Below are 24,313 nucleotides of genomic sequence, written 5' to 3' on the forward strand. Positions count from 1 at the left end.
CCTGCGCTTCGCCATCCGTGAAGGCGGCCGTACCGTGGGTTCGGGCGTCGTGGCCAAGATCCTCGACATCTAAGCCGAGCGTAAAGAGTACCGGAGGGGTATAGCTCAATTGGCAGAGCGTCGGTCTCCAAAACCGAAGGTTGTAGGTTCGATTCCTACTGCCCCTGCCACCTAGGTGGCACCCCGACAAGCCCATCGCGATCCGATGGGCTTCGGCGTCTCAAGAGACGCATTGAATTGAAGGCCGCGAGGTCACAGGAAATCAGCCGACATGGCCACTTCTCAAATCGAAACCGTGAGCACGGGTGCCGACAAAGCCAAGCTGGCTGCGGCGGTGGTGCTGGCAGTGGGCGCCATCGTGGCGTTCTACTTGCTGTCGCGCCAAGGCTCGCTGGTGCAATGGGCTGCGCTGCTGGTCGGCCTGGCCGCGGCCGTGGGCGCCTTCGGCAGCTCCGAGAATGGCCGTCAGCTGTGGGCTTTCGGTCGTGACTCGTGGCGCGAGGTCAAGAAGGTCGTGTGGCCGACCCGCAAGGAATCGATGCAGATGACGGCCTATGTGTTCGCCTTCGTGGCGATCATGTCCGTCTTCCTCTGGCTCACCGACAAGACGCTCGAATGGGTGTTCTTTGACCTCATTCTGGGCTGGAGAAAATAATGACCGACGACGCAGTTGAAACCACGCAGAGCACGCCGGAAGAGGAGCAGAACCCTCTCCTGACCCCCGCTGCCAACCCTGATCTGCGTTGGTACGTGGTGCATGCCTACTCGGGCATGGAAAAGGCCGTCGAGCGCAACATCACCGAGCGCATCACCCGCGCCGGCATGCAGGACAAGTTCGGCCGCATCCTGGTTCCGACCGAAGAAGTGGTCGAGATCAAGAACGGCCAGAAGCGCACCACCGAGCGCCGTTTCTTCCCGGGCTACGTGCTGGTCGAAATGATCATGGACGACGAGAGCTGGCACCTGGTGAAGCACACCAACAAGGTGACGGGTTTCGTGGGCGGTGCCAAGAACCGTCCGGCCCCGATCTCGCAGAAAGAGGTCGAGGACATCGTCAACCAGATGCAGCAGGGCACCGAGAAGCCGCGCCACAAGGTCGAGTTCACCGTGGGTGAGTTCGTGCGCGTCAAGGAAGGCCCGTTCACCGACTTCAATGGCACGGTGGAAGACGTCAACTACGAGAAGAGCAAGGTCAGCGTGTCGGTCATGATCTTCGGCCGCGCCACCCCTGTGGAGCTCGAATTCGGTCAGGTCGAGAAGACCTGATCCCATGGCCTGCCTTCGGGCGGGCCTGCCAGTTTCCGGCTGCGCGTTGTCCGACTCGGCGCGCGGTCTTGATCGAAGAGTCGTTTAACCCCGGGGAGCCGCGGCGAGAGCCAAGGCGATATCACCCGCAAGGAGCAAAGCATGGCGAAAAAAATCGTCGGCTTCATCAAGCTGCAAGTGCCAGCTGGTAAGGCCAACCCGTCCCCGCCGATCGGTCCCGCACTGGGTCAGCGCGGTCTGAACATCATGGAGTTCTGCAAGGCGTTCAACGCGCAAACCCAAGGCGTCGAGCCGGGTCTGCCGCTGCCGGTGGTCATCACCGCGTTCGCTGACAAGAGCTTCACCTTCATCATCAAGACGCCTCCGGCGATCACCTTGATCAAGAAGGCCATCAAGCTGGACAAGGGCTCGGCCCGTCCGCACACCGACAAGGTCGGCAAGATCACGCGCGCTCAGCTCGAAGAAATCGCCAAGGCCAAGATGAAGGACCTGACTGCCGCCGACCTCGATGCAGCAGTTCGCACCATCGCCGGCTCGGCCCGCTCGATGGGCGTGAATGTGGAGGGCGTGTAAATGTCCAAGATCACCAAGAAGCAAAAGTCGCTGCAAGGCAAGGTCGACAGCAACAAGCTGTACCCCCTGGCTGACGCCATCGTCATCGTCAAGGATGCCGCCACCGCCAAGTTCGACGAATCGATCGACGTGGCCGTGCAGCTGGGCATCGACGCGAAGAAGTCGGACCAGGTGGTTCGCGGTGCTGTCGTGCTGCCCAACGGCACCGGTAAGACCAAGCGCGTCGCCGTGTTCGCCCAAGGCGCCAAGGCTGAAGAAGCCAAGGCCGCCGGTGCCGACATCGTCGGCATGGACGACCTGGCTGCGATGGTCAAGGCTGGCGACATGCCTTTCGACGTCGTGATTGCTGCCCCCGATGCCATGCGCGTCGTCGGTACGCTCGGTCAGATCCTCGGCCCGCGTGGCCTGATGCCCAACCCCAAGGTTGGCACCGTGACGCCTGACGTCGCCACCGCTGTCAAGAACGCCAAGGCTGGCCAGGTCCAGTTCCGCGTCGACAAGGCCGGCATCATCCACGGCACGATCGGCCGTCGCTCGTTCGACAACGACAAGCTGCAAGGCAACCTCGCTGCGCTGATCGACGCTCTGGTCAAGGCCAAGCCGGCGACCAGCAAGGGCGTGTACCTGCGCAAGGTGGCTGTGTCGTCGACCATGGGTCTGGGTGTCCGCGTGGACACGCAAACCATCTCGGCGAGCTAAAGAGATTTGCCCGATCCCGCAAGGAGAGGGCAGATGTGGTGGGTCGCGGCAGCTTCGGTTGCTGCGGGCCATCCAAGACCGCTGGTGTGCAGGGCGCTGCACTTAATCGCCGGATCGATCCTTCCGGTATCCAGCGCAGATGGCGACCCCACTGCAAGGAATTTGATTTTTGTTCCGAAACAGTTGGTCGCTGCATGAAGCGCGATCCGAGGCCCCGGCCGAAGGTCGCATTAAAAGGAGTAGACCTTGAGTCTGAATCGCAGTGAGAAAGAAGCGGTCATCAGTGATGTGACCAGCCTCGCCGCAAAAGCTCAAACGCTCGTGATGGCGGAATACCGTGGCATCACGGTGGCCGATATGACCAAACTGCGCAGCGAAGCGCGCAGCAACGGTGTGACCCTGAGTGTTCTGAAGAACACGCTGGCTCGCCGTGCTGTCGCTGGCAGCCCGTTTGAGATCGTCGGCGACCAGATGACCGGTCCGCTGATCTATGGCTTCTCCGAAGACGCTGTGGCTGCCGCAAAGGTGGTGGCCAATTTCGCGAAGACCAACGACAAGTTGGTGATTCGCGGTGGCGCATTCGGTGGCAAGGCCCTGGACGTCGAAGGCGTGAAGCAACTGGCCAACATCCCTTCCAAGGAAGTGCTGCTGGCGCAACTGCTGGGCTTGATGCAATCCCCGATTTCTCGTACCGCCCGCGTGCTCGCGGCGCTGGCCGAGAAGCGTGGTGGTGGCGAAGCTGCACCCGTCGCCGATGCACCGGCAGAAGAAGCGCAGGCCGCCTGAGCGCGCCCTCGTTTTTGAATATTCAACCCAATTGTTAGGAAACAAAAATGGCATTCGATAAAGACGCATTTCTGACCGCGCTCGACGCAATGACGGTCCTGGAACTCAACGACCTGGTGAAGGCCATCGAAGAGAAGTTTGGCGTGAGCGCCGCAGCCATGTCGGCACCCGCTGCCGGCGGTGGCGCTGCTGCTGCAGTCGCTGAAGAGCAAACCGAATTCAACGTCATGCTGATGGATGCTGGCGCGAACAAGGTGTCGGCGATCAAGGCCGTGCGCGAAATCACCGGCCTGGGCCTCAAGGAAGCCAAGGACCTGGTGGAAGCCGCTCCCAAGGCTGTCAAGGAAGGCCTGTCGAAGGCTGACGCTGAAGCCGCCAAGAAGAAGCTGGAAGATGCCGGCGCCAAGGTGGAACTGAAGTAATTCAGACCCCCTAGAGGGCTGGAGGTGCCTGAAAAGGCCCTCCAGCCTTTGCCGCTTTCAGAGCGCACCCAAAAGCCGGCTTGGCGCCGGTTCTTTCAGAGGCCGAAAGGTCGATGGAATAGCAAAAGCCAAGACGATTTTTGAGTGTCTTCTGAACCCGACTGCAGAAGACCCCTTGGTTCGGGCGATGTGCAATGCATCGCCGTCCGCCAACGGCTGGTAGTGGCCAGCCGCCAAGCAGTGGTGCCGTTCGCCCGGCACTGCTGACAAGTCGCTGAAGATCTCAAGCACCGGAGCTCTCATGGCCCAATCGTCCGCGTACAGTTACACCGAACGCAAGCGCATCCGAAAAAGTTTCGGTAACCGCGACAGCGTCGTCGAAATCCCCTACCTGCTGCAGATGCAGAAAGACGCGTACACCGCGTTCCTGCAAGCCGGCATCGCCCCCAAGCACCGCACCGTCGAAGGCCTGCAGGCCGCGTTCGACGCTGCCTTCCCGATCGTCTCGCACAACGGTTTCGTCGAGATGAAGTTCCTCGAGTACAACCTGGCGAAGCCGGCGTTCGATGTGCGCGAGTGCCAGACCCGTGGTCTGACCTTCGCCTCGGCCGTGCGCGCCAAGGTGCAGCTCATCATCTATGACCGCGAGTCGTCGACCTCGCAGTCGAAGGTGGTCAAGGAAGTGAAGGAACAAGAGGTCTATATGGGCGAAGTGCCGCTCATGACCGACAAGGGTTCGTTCATCATCAACGGCACCGAGCGCGTGATCGTCTCGCAGCTGCACCGTTCGCCCGGCGTGTTCTTCGAACACGACAAGGGCAAGACGCACAGCTCGGGCAAGCTGCTGTTCTCGGCCCGCGTGATTCCCTACCGCGGTTCGTGGCTCGACTTCGAATTCGACCCGAAGGACATGCTGTACTTCCGCGTGGACCGTCGCCGCAAGATGCCGGTCACGATCCTGCTGAAGGCCATCGGCCTGAACCCGGAATCGATCCTCGCGAACTTCTTCGTGAACGACAACTTCCGCCTGATGGACAGCGGCGCGCAGATGGAGTTCGTCTCCGAGCGCCTGCGCGGCGAAGTCGCGCGCTTCGACATCACCGACAAGTCGGGCAAGGTCGTGGTCGCCAAGGACAAGCGCGTCACCGCGCGCCACACGCGTGAGCTCGAGCAGGGCGGCACCACGCACATCAGCGTGCCGGAAGACTTCCTGGTCGGCCGCGTCATCGCCCGCAACATCGTCGACGCCGACTCCGGCGAAATCCTGGCCAAGGCCAACGACGAGCTGACCGAAGCGCTGCTCAAGAAGCTGCGCACGGCCGGCGTGCAGGACATCCAGGTCATCTACACGAACGAACTGGACCAGGGCGCGTACATCTCGCAGACGCTGCGCATCGATGAAACGGTGGACGAGTTCGCCGCGCGCGTGGCCATCTACCGCATGATGCGCCCCGGCGAGCCGCCGACGGAAGACGCGGTGCAGGCCCTGTTCCAGCGCCTGTTCTACAACCCGGACACGTACGACCTGTCGCGCGTGGGCCGCATGAAGTTCAATGCCAAGGTCGGCCGCGACGAATCGACCGGCCCGATGGTGCTGACCAACGAAGACATCCTGGCCGTGGTCAAGATCCTCGTGGACCTGCGCAACGGCAACGGCGAAGTCGACGACATCGACCACCTGGGCAACCGCCGCGTGCGTTGCGTCGGCGAACTGGCCGAAAACCAGTACCGCACCGGCCTGGCACGTATCGAGAAGGCCGTGAAGGAACGTCTGGGTCAAGCGGAGCAAGAGCCGCTGATGCCGCACGACCTGATCAACAGCAAGCCGATCTCGGCCGCGCTGAAGGAATTCTTCGGTGCGTCGCAGCTGTCGCAGTTCATGGACCAGACGAACCCGCTGTCCGAAATCACCCACAAGCGCCGCGTGTCGGCCCTTGGCCCGGGTGGTCTGACGCGTGAACGTGCAGGCTTCGAAGTGCGCGACGTGCACGTGACCCACTACGGCCGCGTGTGCCCGATCGAAACGCCTGAAGGCCCGAACATCGGTCTGATCAACTCGCTGGCCCTGTACGCCCGCCTGAACGAATACGGCTTCATCGAGACGCCGTACCGCCGCGTGGTCGACAGCAAGGTCACGATGGACATCGACTACCTGTCGGCCATCGAAGAAGGCAAGTACGTCATCGCCCAGGCCAACGCGGTCCTGGACAAGGACGGCAAGCTGACCGGCGACCTGGTCTCGGCGCGTGAAGCCGGCGAATCGATCCTGGTCGGTGCCGAGCGCATCCAGTACATGGACGTGTCGCCCGCGCAGATCGTGTCGGTGGCCGCCTCGCTCGTGCCGTTCCTGGAGCACGACGATGCGAACCGCGCGTTGATGGGCGCCAACATGCAGCGTCAGGCCGTGCCTGTGCTGCGTCCCGAAAAGCCGATGGTCGGTACCGGCATCGAGCGCGTCTCCGCGGTCGACTCGGGCACCGTGGTCACGGCCACCCGCGGCGGTATCGTCGACTACGTCGATGCGACCCGTGTCGTGGTGCGCGTGAACGACGCCGAAGCGGCGGCCGGTGAAGTCGGTGTGGACATCTACAACCTGATCAAGTATCAGCGTTCGAACCAGAACACCAACATCCACCAGCGTCCCATCGTCAAGCGCGGCGACAAGATCGCCAAGGGCGACGTGGTGGCCGACGGCGCCTCGACCGACCTCGGCGAACTGGCCCTCGGCCAGAACATGCTGATCGCGTTCATGCCCTGGAACGGCTACAACTTCGAAGACTCGATCCTGATCTCGGAGCGCGTCGTCGCCGAAGACCGCTACACCTCGATCCACATCGAGGAACTGGTGGTGATGGCTCGCGACACGAAGCTGGGCGCCGAAGAAATCACGCGCGACATCCCGAACCTGGCCGAGCAGCAGCTCAACCGCCTCGACGAATCCGGCATCATTTATGTCGGCGCCGAAGTGCAGCCGGGCGACACGCTGGTGGGCAAGGTCACGCCGAAGGGCGAGACCACGCTGACGCCGGAAGAGAAGCTGCTTCGCGCCATCTTCGGCGAGAAGGCTTCCGACGTGAAGGACACCTCGCTGCGCGTGGACCAGGGCTCGCAAGGCACCGTGATCGACGTGCAGGTGTTCACCCGCGAAGGCATCCAGCGCGACAAGCGCGCCCAGCAGATCATCGACGATGAACTCAAGCGTTTCCGCCTCGACCTGAACGACCAGCTGCGCATCGTCGAAGCCGACGCGTTCGACCGTATCGAGAAGCTCTTGACCGGCAAGGTCGCCAACGGCGGCCCGAACAAGCTGGCCAAGGGCACCAAGCTCGACAAGGCCTACCTGTCGTCGGTCGAGAAGTTCCACTGGTTCGACATCCGCCCGGCGGAGGACGACGTGGCCTCGCAACTCGAGTCGATCAAGAACTCGCTCGAGCAGACGCGCCACAGCTTCGACCTCGCGTTCGAAGAAAAGCGCAAGAAGCTCACGCAGGGCGACGAGCTGCCCGCGGGCGTGCTCAAGATGGTCAAGGTCTACTTGGCCGTCAAGCGCCGCCTGCAACCCGGCGACAAGATGGCCGGCCGTCACGGCAACAAGGGTGTGGTGTCCAAGATCGTTCCGGTCGAAGACATGCCCCACATGGCCGACGGCACGCCGTGCGACATCTGCTTGAACCCGCTGGGCGTGCCTTCGCGGATGAACGTGGGCCAGGTGCTCGAAGTGCATCTGGGCTGGGCCGGCAAGGGCATCGGCCAGCGCATCGGTGATCTGCTGCAGCAGGAGGCCAAGGTGGCCGAGCTGCGCAAGTTCATGGAGCAGCTGTACAACGGCTCGGGCCGCAAGGAAGAGCTCGACCAGTTGAGCGACACCGAGCTGCTCGCCATGGCCGCGAACCTGCAAAGCGGCGCGACGTTTGCCACGCCGGTGTTCGACGGCGCCTCGGAAGAAGAAATCCGCGGCATGCTCAAACTCGCCTACCCGGACGACATCGCCAAGCTCAAGGGCCTGACCGAGACGCGCACGCAGGCGTACCTGTACGACGGCCGCACCGGCGACCAGTTCGAGCGTCCCGTCACCGTCGGCTACATGCACTTCTTGAAGCTGCACCACCTGGTGGACGACAAGATGCACGCCCGTTCGACCGGCCCGTACTCGCTCGTCACGCAGCAACCGCTGGGCGGCAAGGCGCAGTTCGGCGGCCAGCGTTTCGGTGAAATGGAAGTGTGGGCGCTGGAAGCTTACGGCGCCGCCTACGTCCTGCAGGAAATGCTGACCGTGAAGTCCGACGACGTGCAAGGCCGTACCAAGGTGTACGAAAGCATCGTCAAGGGCGAGCACTCGATCGAAGCCGGCATGCCGGAATCGTTCAACGTGCTGGTCAAGGAAATTCGTTCGCTGGGTCTCGACATCGAGCTCGAGCGTTCCTAAGTTGAAAAGGGAAAGAGTCTTATGAAATCGCTACTCGACCTGTTCAAGCAATTCACGCCCGATGAGCATTTCGATGCCATCAAGATCGGCATGGCTTCGCCCGAGAAGATCCGTTCGTGGTCTTTCGGCGAGGTGAAGAAGCCTGAGACGATCAACTACCGCACGTTCAAGCCCGAGCGCGACGGTCTGTTCTGCGCCAAGATCTTCGGCCCCATCAAGGACTACGAGTGCCTGTGCGGCAAGTACAAGCGCCTGAAGCACCGCGGCGTGATCTGCGAGAAGTGCGGCGTTGAAGTCACGCAGACCAAGGTGCGTCGCGAGCGCATGGGTCACATCGACCTGGCCGCGCCCTGCGCCCACATCTGGTTCCTGAAGTCGCTGCCGTCGCGTCTGGGCCTCGTGCTCGACATGACGCTGCGCGACATCGAACGCGTGCTGTATTTCGAAGCGTACGTGATCACCGACCCCGGCATGACCCCGCTGAAGAAGTTCGGCATCATGTCCGAGGACGACTACGACGCCAAGCGCAAGGAATACGGTGACGAGTTCATCGCCAAGATGGGCGCCGAAGGCATCAAGGACCTGCTCGAAGGCATCGAACTCGACAGCGAGATCGAACGTCTGCGCGGCGACCTGACCGGCTCCGAAGTCAAGGTCAAGAAGAACTCCAAGCGCCTGAAGGTGCTCGAGGCCTTCCGCAAGTCGGGCATCAAGCCCCAGTGGATGGTGCTCGAAGTGCTGCCCGTGCTGCCGCCGGACCTGCGTCCGCTGGTGCCGCTGGACGGCGGCCGCTTCGCGACCTCCGACCTGAACGACCTGTATCGCCGCGTCATCAACCGCAATTCGCGTCTGCGCCGCCTGCTGGAGCTGAAGGCTCCGGAAATCATCGCGCGCAACGAAAAGCGGATGCTGCAGGAAGCGGTCGACTCGCTGCTGGACAACGGCCGCCGTGGCAAGGCCATGACGGGCGCCAACAAGCGCGCGCTGAAGTCGCTGGCCGACATGATCAAGGGCAAGAGCGGTCGTTTCCGCCAGAACTTGCTGGGCAAGCGCGTGGACTACTCGGGCCGTTCGGTCATCGTGGTGGGCCCGACGCTCAAGCTGCACCAGTGCGGCCTGCCCAAGCTGATGGCGCTCGAGCTGTTCAAGCCCTTCATCTTCTCGCGCCTCGAAGCCATGGGCATCGCGACGACGATCAAGGCTGCCAAGAAGGAAGTCGAATCGGGCACGCCGGTGGTCTGGGACATCCTGGAAGAGGTCATCAAAGAACACCCGGTCATGCTGAACCGTGCGCCTACGCTGCACCGTTTGGGCATCCAGGCGTTCGAGCCGATCCTGATCGAAGGCAAGGCCATCCAGCTGCACCCGCTCGTTTGCGCGGCCTTCAACGCCGACTTCGACGGCGACCAGATGGCTGTCCACGTGCCGCTGTCGGTGGAAGCGCAGATGGAAGCCCGCACGCTGATGCTGGCCTCCAACAACGTGCTGTTCCCGGCGTCGGGCGAACCGTCGATCGTTCCTTCGCAGGACGTGGTGCTGGGTCTGTACTACACGACCCGCGACCGCATCAACGGCAAGGGCGAGGGCCTGATCTTCTCCGACATCGGTGAAGTGCAGCGCGCGCTGGACGCCAACGAAGTCGAGCTCACCGCCAAGGTCGCGGTGCGTATCACGGAGTACACCAAGGACAAGGAAACCGGCGTGTTCACGCCGTCGACCTCGCTCGTGGACACCACCGTGGGCCGTGCCCTGCTGTCCGAGATCCTGCCCAAGGGCCTGCCGTTCTCGAACATCAACAAGGCGCTGAAGAAGAAGGAAATCTCCAAGCTCATCAACGTCTCGTTCCGCAAGTGCGGCCTGAAAGAGACCGTCGTGTTCGCCGACAAGCTGCTGCAAAACGGCTTCCGTCTGGCGACCAAGGCCGGCATCTCGATCGCGATCGACGACATGCTGGTGCCCGCTGAGAAGCACGGCATCATCGAGCGCTCGGCCAAGGAAGTGAAGGAGATCGAACAGCAGTACGTCTCCGGTCTCGTGACCTCCGGCGAGCGCTACAACAAGGTGGTGGACATCTGGGGCAAGGCCGGCGACGAAGTGTCGAAGGTCATGATGGCCAAGCTGTCCAAGCAGAAGGTCATCGACCGCCACGGCAAGGAAGTCGAGCAGGAGTCGTTCAACTCCATCTACATGATGGCCGACTCCGGCGCCCGCGGTTCCGCAGCGCAGATTCGCCAGGTGGCCGGTATGCGGGGCCTGATGGCCAAGCCGGACGGCTCGATCATCGAGACGCCCATTACCGCGAACTTCCGCGAAGGCCTGAACGTGTTGGAGTACTTCATCTCCACCCACGGTGCCCGTAAGGGTCTGGCCGACACGGCGCTGAAGACGGCGAACTCGGGTTACCTGACCCGTCGTCTGGTCGACGTGACGCAAGACTTGGTGGTCACCGAGCAGGACTGCGGCACGCACGGCGGTTACCTGATGCGCGCCATCGTCGAAGGCGGTGAAGTGATCGAGTCGCTGCGCGACCGAATCCTCGGCCGCTCGGCTGCGGACGACGTGCTGCACCCGGAAAACCGTTCGGTGCTGCTCAAGGCCGGCGAGATGTTCGACGAAGACAACATCGAAGCACTGGAAGCCCAGGGCGTCGACGAAGTCAAGGTCCGCACCGCGCTGACCTGCGAAACGCGTTTCGGCATCTGCGCGACCTGCTACGGCCGCGACCTGGGCCGCGGCGGCCTGATCAACATCGGCGAAGCCGTCGGTGTGATCGCTGCCCAGTCCATCGGCGAACCCGGCACGCAGCTGACGATGCGTACCTTCCACATCGGTGGTGCCGCTTCGCGCGCTGCCATCGCCTCGAGCGTGGAAGCCAAGTCGAACGGCTCGATCGGCTTCAACGCCACGATGCGCTACGTGACCAACAGCAAGGGCGAGCTGGTCGTGATTTCGCGTTCGGGCGAGATCGTCATCCATGACGAGCACGGCCGTGAGCGCGAGCGTCACAAGGTGCCGTACGGCGCCACGCTGACGGTCAAGGCCGACCAGCAGATCAAGGCCGGCCACGTGCTCGCCAACTGGGACCCGCTGACCCGCCCGATCATTACCGAGTTCGCCGGCAAGGCGCAGTTCGAGAACGTCGAGGAAGGCCTGACGGTCGCCAAGCAGGTGGACGAAGTGACCGGTCTGTCGACCCTGGTCGTGATCGACCCGAAGCGCCGCGGCGCTGCCAAGGTCGTGCGTCCGCAGGTCAAGCTGATCGACGCCCAAGGCCTGGAAGTGAAGATCCCCGGCACCGACCACTCGGTGACGATCGGCTTCCCGATCGGCGCCCTGGTGCAGATCCGCGACGGCCAGGACGTGGGCCCCGGCGAAGTGCTGGCACGCATCCCGGTCGAAGGTCAGAAGACCCGAGACATCACCGGCGGTCTGCCGCGCGTGGCCGAGCTGTTCGAAGCCCGTTCGCCGAAGGACAAGGGCATGCTGGCCGAAATGACCGGTACCGTGTCGTTCGGTAAAGAGACCAAGGGCAAGATCCGCCTGCAGATCACCGATCCCGAAGGCGGCGTCTACGAAGACCTCGTGCCGAAGGAAAAGAACATCCTGGTGCACGAAGGCCAGGTGGTGAACAAGGGCGAAAGCGTGGTCGACGGTCCGGCGGACCCGCAGGACATCCTGCGCCTGCTGGGTTCGGAAGAACTCGCGCGCTACATCGTGGACGAAGTGCAGGACGTGTACCGTTTGCAGGGTGTGAAGATCAACGACAAGCACATCGAGGTGATCGTTCGCCAGATGCTGCGTCGCGTCGTGGTCGACAACATCGGCGACACGAGCTACATCTCCGGCGAACAGGTCGAACGCAGCGAAATGCTCAACACCAACGACGCCCTGCGCGCCGAAGGCAAGATCCCCGCGACGTTCACCAACCTGCTGCTGGGTATCACGAAGGCGTCGCTGTCGACGGACTCGTTCATCTCGGCCGCTTCGTTCCAGGAAACGACGCGCGTGCTGACCGAAGCCGCGATCATGGGCAAGCGCGACGAGCTGCGCGGCCTGAAGGAAAACGTCATCGTCGGTCGCCTGATTCCCGCAGGCACCGGCATGGCGTACCACCAGGCCCGCAAGGTCAAGGACGCCATGGACGAGGCCGAGCGCCGCGCCATCGCCGAGTCGGAAGCCGCCGAACTGGCCGGCTCCGGCGACAGCGATGCGGCGACCAGCACGGTCGACGCCAACGAAGGCGCCGCGACCGAATAACTGGTTAGCATCACCGGCATGACCGGTTGCCCACGCCCTCCGACCGCTCCGGTCGGGGGGCGTTTTTCTTTGTGTTCGCAGGGTTCCGACCGATGACCAAGAGGTTCTGTTTTCGATGAGCGTCCTGCCCGATTCGCTGGCCGGCTGGCTTGTTGTCGCGCTGCTGCTGTTCTGGTTCGTGGGCGCGTACAACCGGCTGGTGCGGCTGCGCGCGGCCGTGCTCCAGGCCTACGCCGTGCTCGACGTGGCGTTGCGCAAGCAGCTCGATTTCGTCCAGGCCAGCATCACCGCCGCACCGCGGCCCGAGACGCCGCCCGAAGGCGCGCCCACCGTGGCGCCGCTGCAGGCCGCCACGACGCAGCTCGCGACCCTGCTCGGCGCGACGCGGGTGCGCCCGCTCGATCCGGGCAGCATGGCGGCGCTGGCCACCGCGCTGCAGGTGCTCATTGCGGCATGGCGGCGCCAGTATCCGGGCGCGGTCACGGTGTTCGACGCGGACGGCACGCTGTCGCGGCCCGCGCCGCTGATGCCCGGCCTGGGCGGCGCGTCCGATCCGGCCGCGCCCATCGCCTGGCCCGAGCCGTCGGCCGCGGCGGAAATCGCACGCGGCCAGTTCAACCAGGCCGTGGCGCAGTACAACGCGGGCATCGCCCAGTTCCCGGCGCTGCTGGTGGCCTGGATCGTGCGACTGCGGCCCGCGGCCCCGCTGCTTTGACCTGACCCGACCCGGCGACAGGCGGTAACGCCTTCGTTTCCATTCCCACCGCGCGGCGTGCTGTCTTTCTCGCCCGTTACCATCGGCTTCAACTTGCCAGCAGATCTTTCCTCCGACCCCTCTTCGGGCAGCGCTTCCTCGGCGCCGCAACAACCGCCGCTCTGGCGCCAACTGCAACTGACCGCAGGGGCGCTGGCGTCGATTCGCGCCGGCACCTCGGGCACCGTCGCGTTCGAGGCCGTCGAGCCCGCGCTGCGCCCCGGCGTGCAGGCGCTCGGCTTCCAGGTGCTGCGCTGGCTCGGCCGCGCCGAGGCGCTGCGCCGCCACCTGGCCAAGCGCACGCCGCCGCCGCTGCCCGACGCCTTGTTGTGCACCGCGCTCGCGCTGGCCTGGCACAGCGACCACGCCCCCTACGAACCCTTCACGCTGGTCGACCAGGCCGTGGAAGCCGCCAAGCGCAACCCGGCCACGCGGGCGCAGGCCAGCTTCATCAACGCCTGCCTGCGCCGCTTCCTGCGCGAGCGCGACGAGCTCGTGGCCGCCACCGACACCGAACCGGTCGCGCAGTGGAACCATCCGCGCTGGTGGATCGAACGCCTCAAGCGCGACCACCCGCGCGACTGGCAGCGCGTGCTGTCGGCCGACAACGCCCAGGCGCCGATGACCTTGCGTGTCAACGCGCTGCAATCGACGCCGGCCGCCTACCTGCTGGAACTGGAAGCTGTGGGCCTCGCGGCCACGCGCGTCGGCGCCGACGGCCTGCAACTCGCGCGCGCCCGCCCAGTGCAGCAACTGCCCGGTTTCGCCGAGGGTGCCTGCTCGGTGCAGGACGCCGCCGCGCAACTCGCGGCCCCCTTGCTGCTCGACGGCCTGCTGCCCGCCACACCCGGTGCCGCACCGCTGCGCGTGCTGGACGCCTGCGCTGCCCCCGGCGGCAAGACCGCGCACCTGATCGAACGGGCCGGCCCCGGCGTCGTCGAGGTGACCGCGCTGGAGGTCGACGCCGTGCGCAGCCGCCGCATCGACGAGACGCTCGCGCGCCTCGGCCTGAAGGCCAAGGTGGTGGTGGCCGACGCCGGCCGCACCGCTGACTGGTGGGACGGCGCCCTGTTCGACGCCATCCTGCTGGACGCCCCGTGCACCGCTTCGGGCATCGTGCGGCGCCATCCCGACGTGCGCTGGCTGCGCCGCGAGAGCGACACGGCCCAGCTGGCGACCCAGCAGGCGATGCTGCTGGCCGCGCTGTGGCCGCTCGTGCGGCCCGGCGGCCGGCTGCTTTATTGCACCTGTTCCGTGTTCCGCGAAGAAGGCTCGCAACAAATTGATGCGTTTCTTGTACGCAACACCGACGCCCGTTTGCTGCCGTCCCCGGGACACTTGCTGCCTCAAAGTGGGGCGAATGCCCGTGGCGTCCCGGACAATCCCTCTGGTGACCACGACGGCTTCTTCTACGCCCTGCTTGAAAAACCCGCGCCGCACTGACGGCCGCCGGTCGATCCTGCTGGCCGGCCTGTGGCTGGCCTGGGCCCTGTGGATGGCCCTGTTCCCGGCCGCCGCCACCGCCCAGGGCAGGCCCGGCGGCACCACCATCACCCAGATGCGCCTGGAGCAGGCCGACGACGGCGTCTACCTGAGCGCGGCCGTGCAGTTCGAACTGCCCACGCTGGTGGAAGACGTGCTCGACAAGGGCATCGCCATCTATTTCGTGGCCGAGGCCGAGGTCTTCCAGGAGCGCTGGTACTGGACCGACCGCAAGGTCGCCCAGGTGGCGCGCCACATGCGGCTGGCCTACCAGCCCCTCACGCGCCGCTGGCGGCTGAATGTGTCGCCGGTGCCAATCACCGGCGCCGCCGGCTTCGGCATCTCGCTGAACCAGAACTTCGACAGCCTCGGCGACGCGCTCGAGGCCATCAAGCGCATCGGCCGGCTGCGGCTGGGCGACGCCGCCGAGATCGGCGACGAGCCGCTGCACCAGGTCACCTTCCGTTTCCGGCTCGACACCTCGCAGCTGCCGCGTCCTTTCCAGATCGGCATGGTCGGGCAGGCCGAGTGGAACATCGCCGCCGAGCGCACCGCCCGGCTGCCGCTGGAGAAGCAGCGGTGAGCAGCAAGCCGCGCAGCGGCGCCGCGGCCACGCCTGCCGCCCGCCGCTCGCGCGCGCTGCGCTGGGCCGTGGGCGTCGGCGCCGCGATGGTCACCGCCATCGGCCTGGTGCTGATGTTCCTGCTGGCCCAGGCCACCAACAACCGCGCGCTGTACGAGCGCTACTACGTGCGCCTGTTCGGCATCAACGTGGTGGTGGCCGTGCTGCTGGTGCTGGTGATCGGCTGGGTCGCGTTCCGGCTGCTGCGGCGGCTGCGGCAGGGCAAGTTCGGCAGCCGGCTGCTGATCAAGCTCGCGGCCATCTTCGCGCTCGTGGGGGTGGTGCCGGGGGCGCTGGTCTACGTGGTGTCCTACCAGTTCGTCGCGCGCTCGATCGAGAGCTGGTTCGACGTCAAGGTCGAGGGTGCGCTCGATGCCGGCCTGAACCTGGGCCGGGCCACGCTCGATTCGCTGTCCGACGACCTCGCCGCCAAGACCCGCACCGCCAGCGCCCAGCTGTCGCAGGTGCCCGACGCGAGCGCGGGGCTGCTGCTCGAGCGCATCCGCGACCAGCTCGAAGCCAGTGACGTGATCCTCTGGACCGGTTCGGGCCAGCTCGTGGCCAGTGCGGGCGCGTCGCGCTTCCAGCTCAACCCCGAGCGGCCGACGGCGCAGCAGTTCCGCCAGGTGCGGCCCGACCGCGCCGTCGCGCATGTCGAGGGCCTGGAAGAAACCGCCTTGCCCAGCGCCACGCCGTCGAGTGCCAGCGTGCGCGCGCTGGCCATGGTGCAGCGCCCGGGCTTCGACTTCGACACCGCGCCGCGCTACTTGCAGGTCACGCGGCCGCTGCCGCCGGCCGTGGTCGCCAACGCGCTGGCCGTGCAGGAGGCCAACCGCGAGTACCAGGAGCGCGCGCTGGCGCGCGAGGGCCTGCGGCGCATGTACATCGGCACGCTCACGCTGAGCCTGTTCCTCGCCGTGTTCGGCGCGGTGCTGCTGGCCGTGCTGTTCGGCAACCAGCTCGCACGGCCGCTGCTCGTGCTGGCCGACGGCGTGCGCCAGGTGGCCGCCGGCGACCTGCGCCCCACCGCCGTGCTGCAGGGCAAGGACGAGCTGGGCGGCCTCACGCGCTCGTTCGCCGTCATGACCCAGCAGCTGGCCGACGCGCGCGGCGCGGTCGAGAAGACCATGGACCAGCTCGACGCCGCCCGCGGCAACCTGCAGACCATCCTGGACAACCTGACCTCGGGCGTGATCGTGCTCGACGCCAAGGGCACCGTGCTGTCCACCAACCCGGGCGCCACCCGCGTGCTGCGCGCGCCGCTCGCTGCCTATGAAGGCAAGGCGTTGGTCGATGTGCCAGGGTTGGCCGATTTCGGCGCCAAGGTGCAGCAGCAGTTCGACGAGTTCCTGGTCGAGCGCATGCAGCACGGCCTCGATCACTGGCAGCACGCCTTCGAATTGCACGCCACCGGCAATGACCTGCCGCAACAGGACGACGCCATCAACATCGTCGCGCGCGGTGCCGAGCTGCCGGGCGACGCGCGGCTGCTGGTGTTCGACGACATCTCCGAAATCGTCTCGGCCCAGCGCGCACAGGCCTGGGGCGAGGTGGCGCGCCGCCTCGCGCACGAGATCAAGAACCCGCTCACGCCGATCCAGCTGTCGGCCGAGCGGCTCGAGATGAAGCTCTCGGGCAAGGTGGCGCCGCCCGAGCAGGCCATCCTGGTGAAGTCGGTCAAGACCATCGTCGACCAGGTCGATGCGATGAAGCGGCTCGTGAACGAATTCCGCGATTACGCCCGGCTGCCCGCGGCCGACCTCAAGCCGGTCGACCTCAATGCGCTGCTGGCCGACGTGCTGCAGCTGTATCACGCCGAGAACCTGCCGATCACGCTGCGCTCGGAGCTCGACGAGCGCTGCCCGCCCGTGCGCGGCGATGAACAGCAGATCCGCCAGGTCGTGCACAACCTGTTGCAGAACGCCCAGGACGCCGCCGAGGCCGCCGCCAGTGGCACGGGCCGGGTGGGCGAGGTCGTCATCCGCACCCGGCTGGGCGATTCGGGCCAGCGCGTGCGCCTCACCGTGCAGGACAGCGGCCCCGGCTTTGCCGAAAACATCCTCAAGCGCGCCTTCGAGCCCTACGTCACCACGAAAACAAAAGGTACCGGTTTGGGCCTGGCCGTCGTCAAGAAGATCGCCGACGAACACGGCGCGCGCATCGAGCTTTCCAACCGTGTCGTCGACGGGGCTGTGGCGGGGGCGCAAGTCTCGCTATCATTCGCGCTGGCAGGCGAACCGCGGGCAGCGGTCGCTCACACCGAAGATTCGAAATCTTCGTCCGCCTGAGTACCGGCGAATCCAGCGCATAGGGGCTGGATCGGGAGCGGATCAATACACACCAGCGCATACAACAAGCAGCACTCATGGCAAACATTCTCGTGGTCGATGACGAGCTGGGCATCAGGGACCTGCTCTTCGAAATTCTCAATGACGAAGGCCACAACGTGGAGCTCGCGGAAAACGCCGCCGAAGCCCGCGCGGCCCGACAACGCGCCCGGCCCGATCTCGTGCTGCTCGACATCTGGATGCCGGACACCGACGGCGTCACCTTGCTCAAGGAGTGGTCCACCGCGGGCCTGCTGAGCATGCCGGTCATCATGATGAGCGGCCACGCCACCATCGACACCGCGGTCGATGCCACGCGCATCGGCGCCTTCGCGTTCCTCGAAAAACCCATCACGCTGCAGAAGCTGCTCAAGGCGGTGGAGCAGGGGCTGGCGCGCGAGAGCGCCCGCCGCACCGCCGCCGGCGTGGTGCCGCCGCCCACGGGCGCCCACCAGGCCGCCGCCATCACGACCACGGGCGACAGCCTGCTGATGGCGTCGCTGGCGGCCGTGCCGGTGGCCGACGCGGGCCCGCAGTCGACCCAGAGCTTCGACCTCGACCGCCCGCTGCGCGATGCGCGCGACGGTTTCGAGAAGGCCTACTTCGAGTTCCACCTGGCGATGGAGAACGGTTCGATGACCCGCGTGGCCGAGAAAACCGGCCTCGAGCGCACCCACCTGTACAGAAAACTCAAACAATTGGGTGTGGATCTTTCCCGAGGCCGCAGAAGCGCTGTATAATTTAAGGCTGCACACAATGGCCCGGTAGCTCAGTTGGTAGAGCAGCGGATTGAAAATCCGCGTGTCGGTGGTTCGATTCCGCCCCAGGCCACCAAATTCAGTCAAAAAGCCCGACCTTCCGAGGTTGGGCTTTTTGCATTCTGGCGCCGTGTTTTGGGGAATGTCGCTCCCGCTACCCGGCCCGATCCCCGTTGATGTCGTCATGCCCGCGGCGCCTGCGTTCGGCCCGCGTCTTCGCCAGCGTCGCCTGGCTCTGCTTGGCCGCCGCCTCGCAGCGCGCGTGCAGTGCGATCAGCTCCTTGTCCGTGAGCTTCTCGATGCCGATGAAGTCGTCCTCCGCGTCGGAGGTGCGGATCAGCTCGTCGAGCTTGGTCTGCAGGGCGACGCTGTCGCGGTTCTGCGTGTTCTGGATCAGGAACACCATGAGGAAGGTGACGATGGTGGTGCCCGTGTTGATCACCAGCTGCCACGTTTCCGAAAAGCCGAAGAACGGCCCCGCGACCGCCCAGGCCACGACGACGATCACGCAGACCAGGAAGGCCGCCGGGCTGCCCGTCCAGCGTGCGACGGTGTTGGCGAAGGAATCAAAGAGTCGCTCCATGCGCGTGTCCTCCAGTCGGGGCGATGCTGCCGCGGCGGTGCGCGCGAGCGCGTCAGCCGAGGCCCGCCTCGCATGGCATCGCAATTCCCCTGAGGCTGTCGGTGCATGGCGGCGCGTGGCCGTGGCCTCGGACACGGCTTACACGCGTCGTCGGGTCGAGACGACAGGACGCTTCCCGCACCGTGTCGACCATGAAGGCTCATTGCAGTCTTTCTTTCTCAACCCGGCCCTCGCTTTGGCGACCGGCCTTCAAGGAGCAACCACCCATGGCCAACGATATCCAGGCAACCACCGCGGACGCGGTGTCCAACGATCAGGTGATCGACGTTCTGAATGACCTTCTGGAGAACACGCGCGACGGCGAGTACGGCTTTCGCGCCTGCGCGAAGGAAGTCGACTCGGCGCAACTGAAGCCGGTGTTCGAAAGCCGCGCTTCGCAATGCGCCAGCGCGGCATCCGAACTCGCCGCACTCATCCGCCAGCTCGGCGGCAAACCCGACGACGGCGGCACGGTCAGCGGTGCCGTGCATCGCGGCTGGGTGCATGTGAAGGGCGCGGTTGGCGCGAACAGCCCGCTGTCGATGCTCGAGGAATGCGAGCGCGGCGAAGACGCGGCACTCGCGCGCTACCGCAAGGCCCTCAAGGCCGACCTGCCGGCCGAGGTGCGCATGCTGGTGCAGCGCCAGGCCGACGGCGCGCAGGCTAACCACGACCAGATCAAGGGGCTGCGCGATCAATTCCGCAGCGCCAAGGGCTGATCGGCCGGCACCTCGGGATGCCTTCCACCGTGACCGGTGACAGCCACGCGCCCGCCATGCCCCGCGCGCCGTCCGCGACGGAAGTTGCGGACGGCGTCGGCGAGCGCCTTCTCACTTTCAGCTACCTCGGCTGGTGGTTTTCGTGCGCCGCGCAGAAGGTGGACGATCAGACCTTCAGGCCGGTGGTCTTCTGCCGCGCCCATGGGGGCGGCGACGTCGAAGGCGCGGAGCAGCGCCTGCCGCCCGACACGGACAACGTCGCGTACGGCAGCGAGGCCGAGGCGCTGCGCCATGCCGAGCAGCAAGCCATTCGCTGGGCGCATGACCGCACGGGCGACGGCCAGGGCCGGTTCTGATCACGCAGCTCGGACGAGTGCGATCGTCGCGTCGTCCCGCGCGCCGTTGAAGTACTGCACCAGCACATCGCCGAACACGGGGGCTTCAGGCGCCACGATCTCGAACAGCGTCATGCAGGAGCGCAGCTTGAGATCGTCCGGCGAGCCGAAGACCTGATGGACATCGGTGCCCACGGGCAGATCGCGCATCAGCGCCGCACAGTGGCGAAGCCGCTCACCGAGCACGGGGTGCTGCCAGTACGCCGTCGCTTCGGCGATACCGTCGAGGCCGAAGAACTGCGCGGTCGCACTGCGGCCCAGCGCCTTCAGTTGCGGAAAGACGAACCACATCCAGTGCGTGCGCTTGCGTCCCGCCGCGAGTTCCGCGCAGACCTGGGCGTACACGGGCTCTTGCGCCGCCACGAAGCGTTCGAGGTGCCAGTCGATGGTCATGTGTGTCAAGCGCCCGGTGTGGTTGCAGCTGCCCGATCATGCTGCAACCGAGGCGGCAACCGAGGGTCGAGCCAGTCCATGCGCCACGCCAGCAGCAGCACCGCGCCGACCACGCAGGTGACGGCCAGCGCGCCCGCGAGGCCGTGCCGCTGGCGGTATGGATCGGGCGCGATGCGCTGGGCGCCCGGCGGCACGCGTGCCATCTGCGACAGCATGCCGCCCAGGCGCACGTTGACCTTCATGCGCCCGTTGATGGCCCATCCGCTCGCGTCGAGGATCGGCCCCAGGCTGCGCTGGCGCAGCTTCAGCCACGCGATCAGCATGCTCGGTCCCGAGATCGCGATCACGATGCCGACGAGCGCCACCGGTATCCATTGCCCCAGGTCGACGAACTTGCCGAAGATGCCGACCAGCACGGCACTGATGCTGCCCAGTGCCACGCCGATGGCGGCCACGGTGCCCACGTCGATGCGGCTGGCGGTGGGCAGGATCGGCCCGGGCTTGGCCGGCGTCTTCGTTGACGAGGCCGCTGCGTCGGTCGGTTGGTCTGCGGTGGCGACGCGTCCGGCCAGCGTCTGCAACGCGCTCTGCGAGCCGGCCTCGCTGGCCGCCGCGCGTTTCGCCACCTGTTCCTCGATCAGCCGCACGAACTTCTTGTACGGCGCGAAGAAGGCCTGCGCCACGCTCGTGGGGTTTTCGATCAGCTTGGTGATGGTGGCGTCCCAGTCGCGGCCCTGGCGGTCGTAGAACACGCCGTTGCGCCCGGCGAAAAGGAAGTCGACGTCGCCGGCCGTGAACGCGGCGACGATGCTCATCTTCTCTCCCTGGCGCGTGCAGTCGCAGTACGCGAGGCAGGTCTTCGCCAGGCCGGCCAGCGAGGCGTGCCGCGCGGTGTCCTGCACCTGCACCGTGAGCTCGCAGCTGCGCCCGTCGAGGTAGAGCGTGCCCGCCTGGAAGATCGCGCCCTCGCGCCGGTAGAACGCCTTGAACGACACGAAGTTGTGCAGCAGCACGCGCAGGTCGCGCTGCAGCCGCAGCAGCTTCTCGAGGTCGGTCAGCAGGCGGTTGTGGTGCTCGGCGGCCTCGTCTTCGGCAATGAGTGCGAGCAACGCGTCGCGTGTCGCGAGCAGGGCGTCGATGCGTTCGCGCGGCAGGCCTGCGAGGGCGTTGGCAGGGCGCGCGGCGATCCACGCGTCGCAAGGCGCGAGCCGCTGGCGAAGCACTTGCCACTGGGCTTCTTCGAGTGTGTCGCGTTCGCCGAGCAACGGCGCCACCGCATCGCGCGCGAACGCGGCCATGGCCTCGGCCCAGGCGGGATTGAGGCTCGCACCGCTCAGTGGCAATGCGCGATGGGGCGTCACCGGTGCCAGCGGCAACTCGGCCACGGGCTGCACGTTCGCATCGAAGGTGTGTCCCGCGAGCGCGTCGTAGGCCTCGGGCGAGGGGTTGAGCGCCACCACCGCCTGCACGTCGTAGGCGGCCACGCGGCAGCGCGCGAAGAAGTCGTCGACCTTCGCCGCGACCGCGCGCAGGGCCTCGGCCGCGGCCAGCGTGCGCGCGCCCAGCGGCAGCAGCGCCTCTGCGTCGCCCTGCGCATGCCAGTTGCGGACCGCTTGCGCTTCGGCCATGAAGGCCTCGGCACGTGCGCGATCGAGGCCGGGCGTCTGTTCGTGCCGGTCGGGCGTGCTGCCGTGCGTGCGCATCGCGTCCTCGATGGTGGCGCGCAGCGCGTCGTCCGTGCCGGCCGTGGCCGGCGTGACCACGCCGTCGCCGTTGAAGCGCATCGCGGCCAGCCATTCGCCGCGATCGGCGATGTCGGCGAGGGTCAGCGTGTGCGTGTCCTGCTTGCCGAGCAGGTCGAGGATGCGTCGGCCTTCCTTCGCGAGATCGGCACCTGGCGCGCGCGTGTCGTCGAGGTCGTCCAGCGACAGCGTGCCGCCGCCCGCGAGCAGCACGTCGGCGCTGCGCAGCCGCTCGCACGCCCATTGGCAGGCCGCGATGACTTCGGGCGGTCGCACGCGGCCGTCGTTGTCGGTGTCGATGAGGTCGAGCGTGCGCGCATCGAAGTCGATGCCGCGCGTGGGGCAGGCGAGTGCGACCCAGAGCTTCTGGTCGAGCTCGGCGATGCGTGCGATGTCTTCGCCGTTGCGGAACACCACCTGGTCCACGCCGCCCGCACGGAGGAATTGCCAGCGGTGCGGCGTCGGGCCTGGCGAGTGGGTGCCGGGAAGGCCGGCGGGAACGGGGGCGGTCGTCAACGGGCTGATGTCCTTGGGGTGGTTGTGCGGGGTCGGGAGTGTTTGAAGGAGAGGGCCGCGTGCGCCGTCATGTACGACGCAGCGCCTTCGTCTCATGGGCGTCAGCCTAGATCGCGCGACGGATCGGCTTTGAGGACAGACGGCGCGCAGCGATGTCGGTCGACGCCGACATTGAGCGCGTGACCGCGTCATCCCACCCACGGCCAACAGGGGCAATGCCAGGGTATTGAGTGGATGCGCCGCGCCGACTTATCCTCCGGTCGCCATGGCCGCCACACGCATCGATCTCGATCTGCCTGACGGGTGGAGTTGCTGGCTCGAACTGCAGCAATCCGCCGAAGGCGCCTGTTCGGGCAAGGCGGAACTTCGCGAGGGCAACGAGCCGCGGTGCGTGCTGGTGATTGCGCAGCAGCCGACGCGCGAGGCCGTGATCGAACGGCTGAAGTTTCGCGCCGACTACTTCGTCGGGGAGTGGCGCATGCGGCAGCGCGAGGGCGGGACGCCGCGGCCCTGAGCTTGGGCGGTCTTGCGATCTTCTGCGTAGACCTCGGACCCGCAAGAAGTCGCCCCCCAAAAAGAAAAAGCGACCGTCTGAAGCGGTCGCTTTTCTTTGGATGCGCGAGGGTGCCGTTGCACCCGGGTGTCACATGCGATACGACGGCGCAGGCGACGAGACAGGCACCAGCTGGTAGCCCTGTCCGTAGACCGCGCGCAGCACGTACCCGTTTTCGCGCTGCAGCGACAGCTTGCGCCGCACGTTCGTGGCGCAGGCGTCGAGCGAGCGCGTGACGGGGCGTTCGGGCGGGAGCTTCCACACCGAACTCATGAGCCACGAGCGCGTCAGCACGTTGCCGAGGTTGCGGAACAGCTCGAGTGCGAAGGAGAACTGCCGCGGCTGGAGCGCGATCTCGCGGTCGCGGTGCAGCACGGTGTTGTTGCCGTCCACGAAGCGGTACTCGCCCCAGGTCCAGCGGTCCGTGGAGGGGGCCTGGCGCGTGGCGGCGCTCGTGTCCTGCTCCGTGTAGAGCGTGTGCATGTGCTGCACCAGCGCTTCGTTCGAGATGCGGCGCAAGTCGAAGTTGGTGCCGCTGCCCAGCAGGGGCATGTCGTCGAAATAGGAGGGCAGCGCGACCACGTCGGGTTCGCCCTGTGCGGTGATGGGCAGCGCGGGCATGCCCAGCACCCAGCACACGGTGAGCAGGCTTTCGCTGCCCATGGCATCGGGCGCAGCCAGCAGCAGGTCGAAGCGGCTGCCGCGGCTCAAGGTGGACAGCAACTCTCCGATGGTGCTGAACATCACGGGCCGGTGACCCATGGTGCGCAGGCGCTCTTGGAGCAAGGTGCTGCGCGAGCTGCTGTTGTCCAGCAGGGCCAGGGACAGTTTTCCCTCGAGGGTCATGGGATGGGTCGATTCCAAAAGACGGCGGTAACTCACAGCGGAATCAGCCAGCGACCTTGAACCTGCTTGCAAGGCGCCGAAGCTGCCTCCGCGGTGCGCGAAGAATCTTGATTCTGGTCAGGGGGGGGGCTTTTCTTGATCCGATCCTGCCGCTG

At 66.0% G+C, this 24,313-nt stretch carries 21 protein-coding genes and 2 tRNA genes; 19 read left to right on the forward strand and 4 right to left on the reverse strand.

Annotation, left to right across the window (positions count from 1 at the left end; genetic code table 11):
• The 16 genes from AC1RGU_RS30635 to AC1RGU_RS30710 all read left to right on the forward strand — a co-directional run.
• On the forward strand, positions 1–73 hold a 73-nt coding region (locus AC1RGU_RS30635; protein WP_487861899.1), incomplete at its 5' end, for an EF-Tu C-terminal domain-related protein.
• Positions 74–94: 21 nt separating this feature from the next.
• Positions 95–170: transfer RNA gene (locus tag AC1RGU_RS30640), tRNA-Trp, on the forward strand.
• 101 nt (positions 171–271) lie between these two features.
• The gene (gene secE, locus AC1RGU_RS30645; RefSeq protein WP_062479313.1) at positions 272–655 is read left to right on the forward strand and encodes a preprotein translocase subunit SecE; all 384 of its coding nucleotides are present in this window, start codon (positions 272–274) and stop codon (positions 653–655) included.
• The gene (gene nusG, locus AC1RGU_RS30650) at positions 655–1,266 is read left to right on the forward strand and encodes a transcription termination/antitermination protein NusG (RefSeq protein ID WP_062479316.1); all 612 of its coding nucleotides are present in this window, start codon (positions 655–657) and stop codon (positions 1,264–1,266) included. The genes secE and nusG overlap by 1 nt, the downstream gene beginning before the upstream one ends.
• Positions 1,267–1,407: 141 nt before the next feature.
• Positions 1,408–1,839: a 50S ribosomal protein L11 gene (gene rplK / locus AC1RGU_RS30655; RefSeq protein ID WP_056584627.1), complete on the forward strand. Its 432-nt coding sequence runs from the start codon at positions 1,408–1,410 to the stop codon at positions 1,837–1,839.
• On the forward strand, positions 1,840–2,538 hold the full coding sequence (rplA, locus tag AC1RGU_RS30660) for a 50S ribosomal protein L1 (protein WP_062479319.1): 699 nt from the start codon (positions 1,840–1,842) through the stop codon (positions 2,536–2,538). It begins immediately after the preceding gene.
• A gap of 246 nt (positions 2,539–2,784) precedes the next feature.
• The gene (gene rplJ / locus AC1RGU_RS30665) at positions 2,785–3,324 is read left to right on the forward strand and encodes a 50S ribosomal protein L10 (protein ID WP_056584633.1); all 540 of its coding nucleotides are present in this window, start codon (positions 2,785–2,787) and stop codon (positions 3,322–3,324) included.
• A gap of 47 nt (positions 3,325–3,371) precedes the next feature.
• Positions 3,372–3,746, forward strand: a complete 375-nt coding sequence (rplL, locus tag AC1RGU_RS30670; protein ID WP_070063901.1) for a 50S ribosomal protein L7/L12 — start codon at positions 3,372–3,374, stop codon at positions 3,744–3,746.
• A 301-nt stretch (positions 3,747–4,047) separates the two neighbouring features.
• On the forward strand, positions 4,048–8,172 hold the full coding sequence (gene rpoB, locus AC1RGU_RS30675) for a DNA-directed RNA polymerase subunit beta (protein ID WP_095743426.1): 4,125 nt from the start codon (positions 4,048–4,050) through the stop codon (positions 8,170–8,172).
• Between the two features lie 21 nt (positions 8,173–8,193).
• Positions 8,194–12,429 carry a DNA-directed RNA polymerase subunit beta' gene (gene rpoC / locus AC1RGU_RS30680; RefSeq protein ID WP_062479330.1) on the forward strand — a complete coding sequence of 1,412 codons (4,236 nt, stop codon included), beginning with the start codon at positions 8,194–8,196 and terminating at the stop codon, positions 12,427–12,429.
• Positions 12,430–12,544: 115 nt separating this feature from the next.
• Positions 12,545–13,144 (forward strand): LemA family protein, encoded by a 600-nt coding sequence (locus AC1RGU_RS30685; RefSeq protein WP_099794857.1) that lies wholly within the window; start codon positions 12,545–12,547, stop codon positions 13,142–13,144.
• A gap of 93 nt (positions 13,145–13,237) precedes the next feature.
• Positions 13,238–14,626, forward strand: a complete 1,389-nt coding sequence (gene rsmB / locus AC1RGU_RS30690; RefSeq protein ID WP_492700254.1) for a 16S rRNA (cytosine(967)-C(5))-methyltransferase RsmB — start codon at positions 13,238–13,240, stop codon at positions 14,624–14,626.
• A 52-nt stretch (positions 14,627–14,678) separates the two neighbouring features.
• Positions 14,679–15,248, forward strand: a complete 570-nt coding sequence (locus tag AC1RGU_RS30695) for a DUF4390 domain-containing protein (RefSeq protein WP_492700319.1) — start codon at positions 14,679–14,681, stop codon at positions 15,246–15,248.
• On the forward strand, positions 15,245–17,575 hold the full coding sequence (locus AC1RGU_RS30700) for a sensor histidine kinase (protein WP_070063903.1): 2,331 nt from the start codon (positions 15,245–15,247) through the stop codon (positions 17,573–17,575). The genes AC1RGU_RS30695 and AC1RGU_RS30700 overlap by 4 nt, the downstream gene beginning before the upstream one ends.
• A 77-nt stretch (positions 17,576–17,652) precedes the next feature.
• On the forward strand, positions 17,653–18,354 hold the full coding sequence (locus AC1RGU_RS30705; protein WP_062480363.1) for a response regulator: 702 nt from the start codon (positions 17,653–17,655) through the stop codon (positions 18,352–18,354).
• A gap of 18 nt (positions 18,355–18,372) precedes the next feature.
• Positions 18,373–18,448 (forward strand) — tRNA-Phe (locus tag AC1RGU_RS30710).
• A 78-nt stretch (positions 18,449–18,526) separates the two neighbouring features.
• Here AC1RGU_RS30710 and AC1RGU_RS30715 read toward each other — a convergent pair.
• The gene (locus AC1RGU_RS30715) at positions 18,527–18,955 is read right to left on the reverse strand and encodes a low affinity iron permease family protein (protein ID WP_492700256.1); all 429 of its coding nucleotides are present in this window, start codon (positions 18,953–18,955) and stop codon (positions 18,527–18,529) included.
• Positions 18,956–19,146: 191 nt separating this feature from the next.
• Between AC1RGU_RS30715 and AC1RGU_RS30720 the strand changes: the two genes are divergently transcribed.
• Both AC1RGU_RS30720 and AC1RGU_RS30725 read left to right on the forward strand, forming a co-directional pair.
• Positions 19,147–19,713: a ferritin-like domain-containing protein gene (locus AC1RGU_RS30720; RefSeq protein ID WP_492739403.1), complete on the forward strand. Its 567-nt coding sequence runs from the start codon at positions 19,147–19,149 to the stop codon at positions 19,711–19,713.
• 29 nt (positions 19,714–19,742) lie between these two features.
• Positions 19,743–20,069 carry a hypothetical protein gene (locus tag AC1RGU_RS30725; protein ID WP_492740815.1) on the forward strand — a complete coding sequence of 109 codons (327 nt, stop codon included), beginning with the start codon at positions 19,743–19,745 and terminating at the stop codon, positions 20,067–20,069.
• Here the strand turns inward: AC1RGU_RS30725 and AC1RGU_RS30730 are convergent, their stop codons facing one another.
• Positions 20,070–20,501, reverse strand: a complete 432-nt coding sequence (locus AC1RGU_RS30730; RefSeq protein WP_492700262.1) for a DUF1810 domain-containing protein — start codon at positions 20,499–20,501, stop codon at positions 20,070–20,072.
• 5 nt (positions 20,502–20,506) lie between these two features.
• A complete protein-coding gene (locus tag AC1RGU_RS30735; protein WP_492700264.1) occupies positions 20,507–22,759 on the reverse strand; it encodes a hypothetical protein in 2,253 nt (750 codons plus the stop codon).
• A gap of 265 nt (positions 22,760–23,024) precedes the next feature.
• Between AC1RGU_RS30735 and AC1RGU_RS30740 the strand changes: the two genes are divergently transcribed.
• On the forward strand, positions 23,025–23,273 hold the full coding sequence (locus AC1RGU_RS30740) for a hypothetical protein (protein WP_095743452.1): 249 nt from the start codon (positions 23,025–23,027) through the stop codon (positions 23,271–23,273).
• Positions 23,274–23,402: 129 nt separating this feature from the next.
• Here AC1RGU_RS30740 and AC1RGU_RS30745 read toward each other — a convergent pair whose 3' ends face one another.
• Positions 23,403–24,158 (reverse strand): winged helix-turn-helix domain-containing protein, encoded by a 756-nt coding sequence (locus AC1RGU_RS30745; protein WP_095949443.1) that lies wholly within the window; start codon positions 24,156–24,158, stop codon positions 23,403–23,405.
• Between the last annotated feature and the right edge of the window lie 155 nt (positions 24,159–24,313).

This window comes from Variovorax sp. GW823-FHT02B07 (genome assembly GCF_058797695.1).

Coding starts and splice junctions, on each gene's coding strand:
- secE (WP_062479313.1), top strand. CDS start 272: ATGGCCACTTCTCAAATCGAAACCGTGAGCACGGGTGCCGACAAAGCC.
- nusG (WP_062479316.1), top strand. CDS start 655: ATGACCGACGACGCAGTTGAAACCACGCAGAGCACGCCGGAAGAGGAG.
- rplK (WP_056584627.1), top strand. CDS start 1,408: ATGGCGAAAAAAATCGTCGGCTTCATCAAGCTGCAAGTGCCAGCTGGT.
- rplA (WP_062479319.1), top strand. CDS start 1,840: ATGTCCAAGATCACCAAGAAGCAAAAGTCGCTGCAAGGCAAGGTCGAC.
- rplL (WP_070063901.1), top strand. CDS start 3,372: ATGGCATTCGATAAAGACGCATTTCTGACCGCGCTCGACGCAATGACG.
- rpoB (WP_095743426.1), top strand. CDS start 4,048: ATGGCCCAATCGTCCGCGTACAGTTACACCGAACGCAAGCGCATCCGA.
- rpoC (WP_062479330.1), top strand. CDS start 8,194: ATGAAATCGCTACTCGACCTGTTCAAGCAATTCACGCCCGATGAGCAT.
- AC1RGU_RS30685 (WP_099794857.1), top strand. CDS start 12,545: ATGAGCGTCCTGCCCGATTCGCTGGCCGGCTGGCTTGTTGTCGCGCTG.
- AC1RGU_RS30695 (WP_492700319.1), top strand. CDS start 14,679: ATGGCCCTGTTCCCGGCCGCCGCCACCGCCCAGGGCAGGCCCGGCGGC.
- AC1RGU_RS30705 (WP_062480363.1), top strand. CDS start 17,653: ATGGCAAACATTCTCGTGGTCGATGACGAGCTGGGCATCAGGGACCTG.
- AC1RGU_RS30715 (WP_492700256.1), bottom strand. CDS start 18,955: ATGGAGCGACTCTTTGATTCCTTCGCCAACACCGTCGCACGCTGGACG.
- AC1RGU_RS30720 (WP_492739403.1), top strand. CDS start 19,147: ATGAAGGCTCATTGCAGTCTTTCTTTCTCAACCCGGCCCTCGCTTTGG.
- AC1RGU_RS30730 (WP_492700262.1), bottom strand. CDS start 20,501: ATGACCATCGACTGGCACCTCGAACGCTTCGTGGCGGCGCAAGAGCCC.
- AC1RGU_RS30740 (WP_095743452.1), top strand. CDS start 23,025: ATGGCCGCCACACGCATCGATCTCGATCTGCCTGACGGGTGGAGTTGC.
- AC1RGU_RS30745 (WP_095949443.1), bottom strand. CDS start 24,158: ATGACCCTCGAGGGAAAACTGTCCCTGGCCCTGCTGGACAACAGCAGC.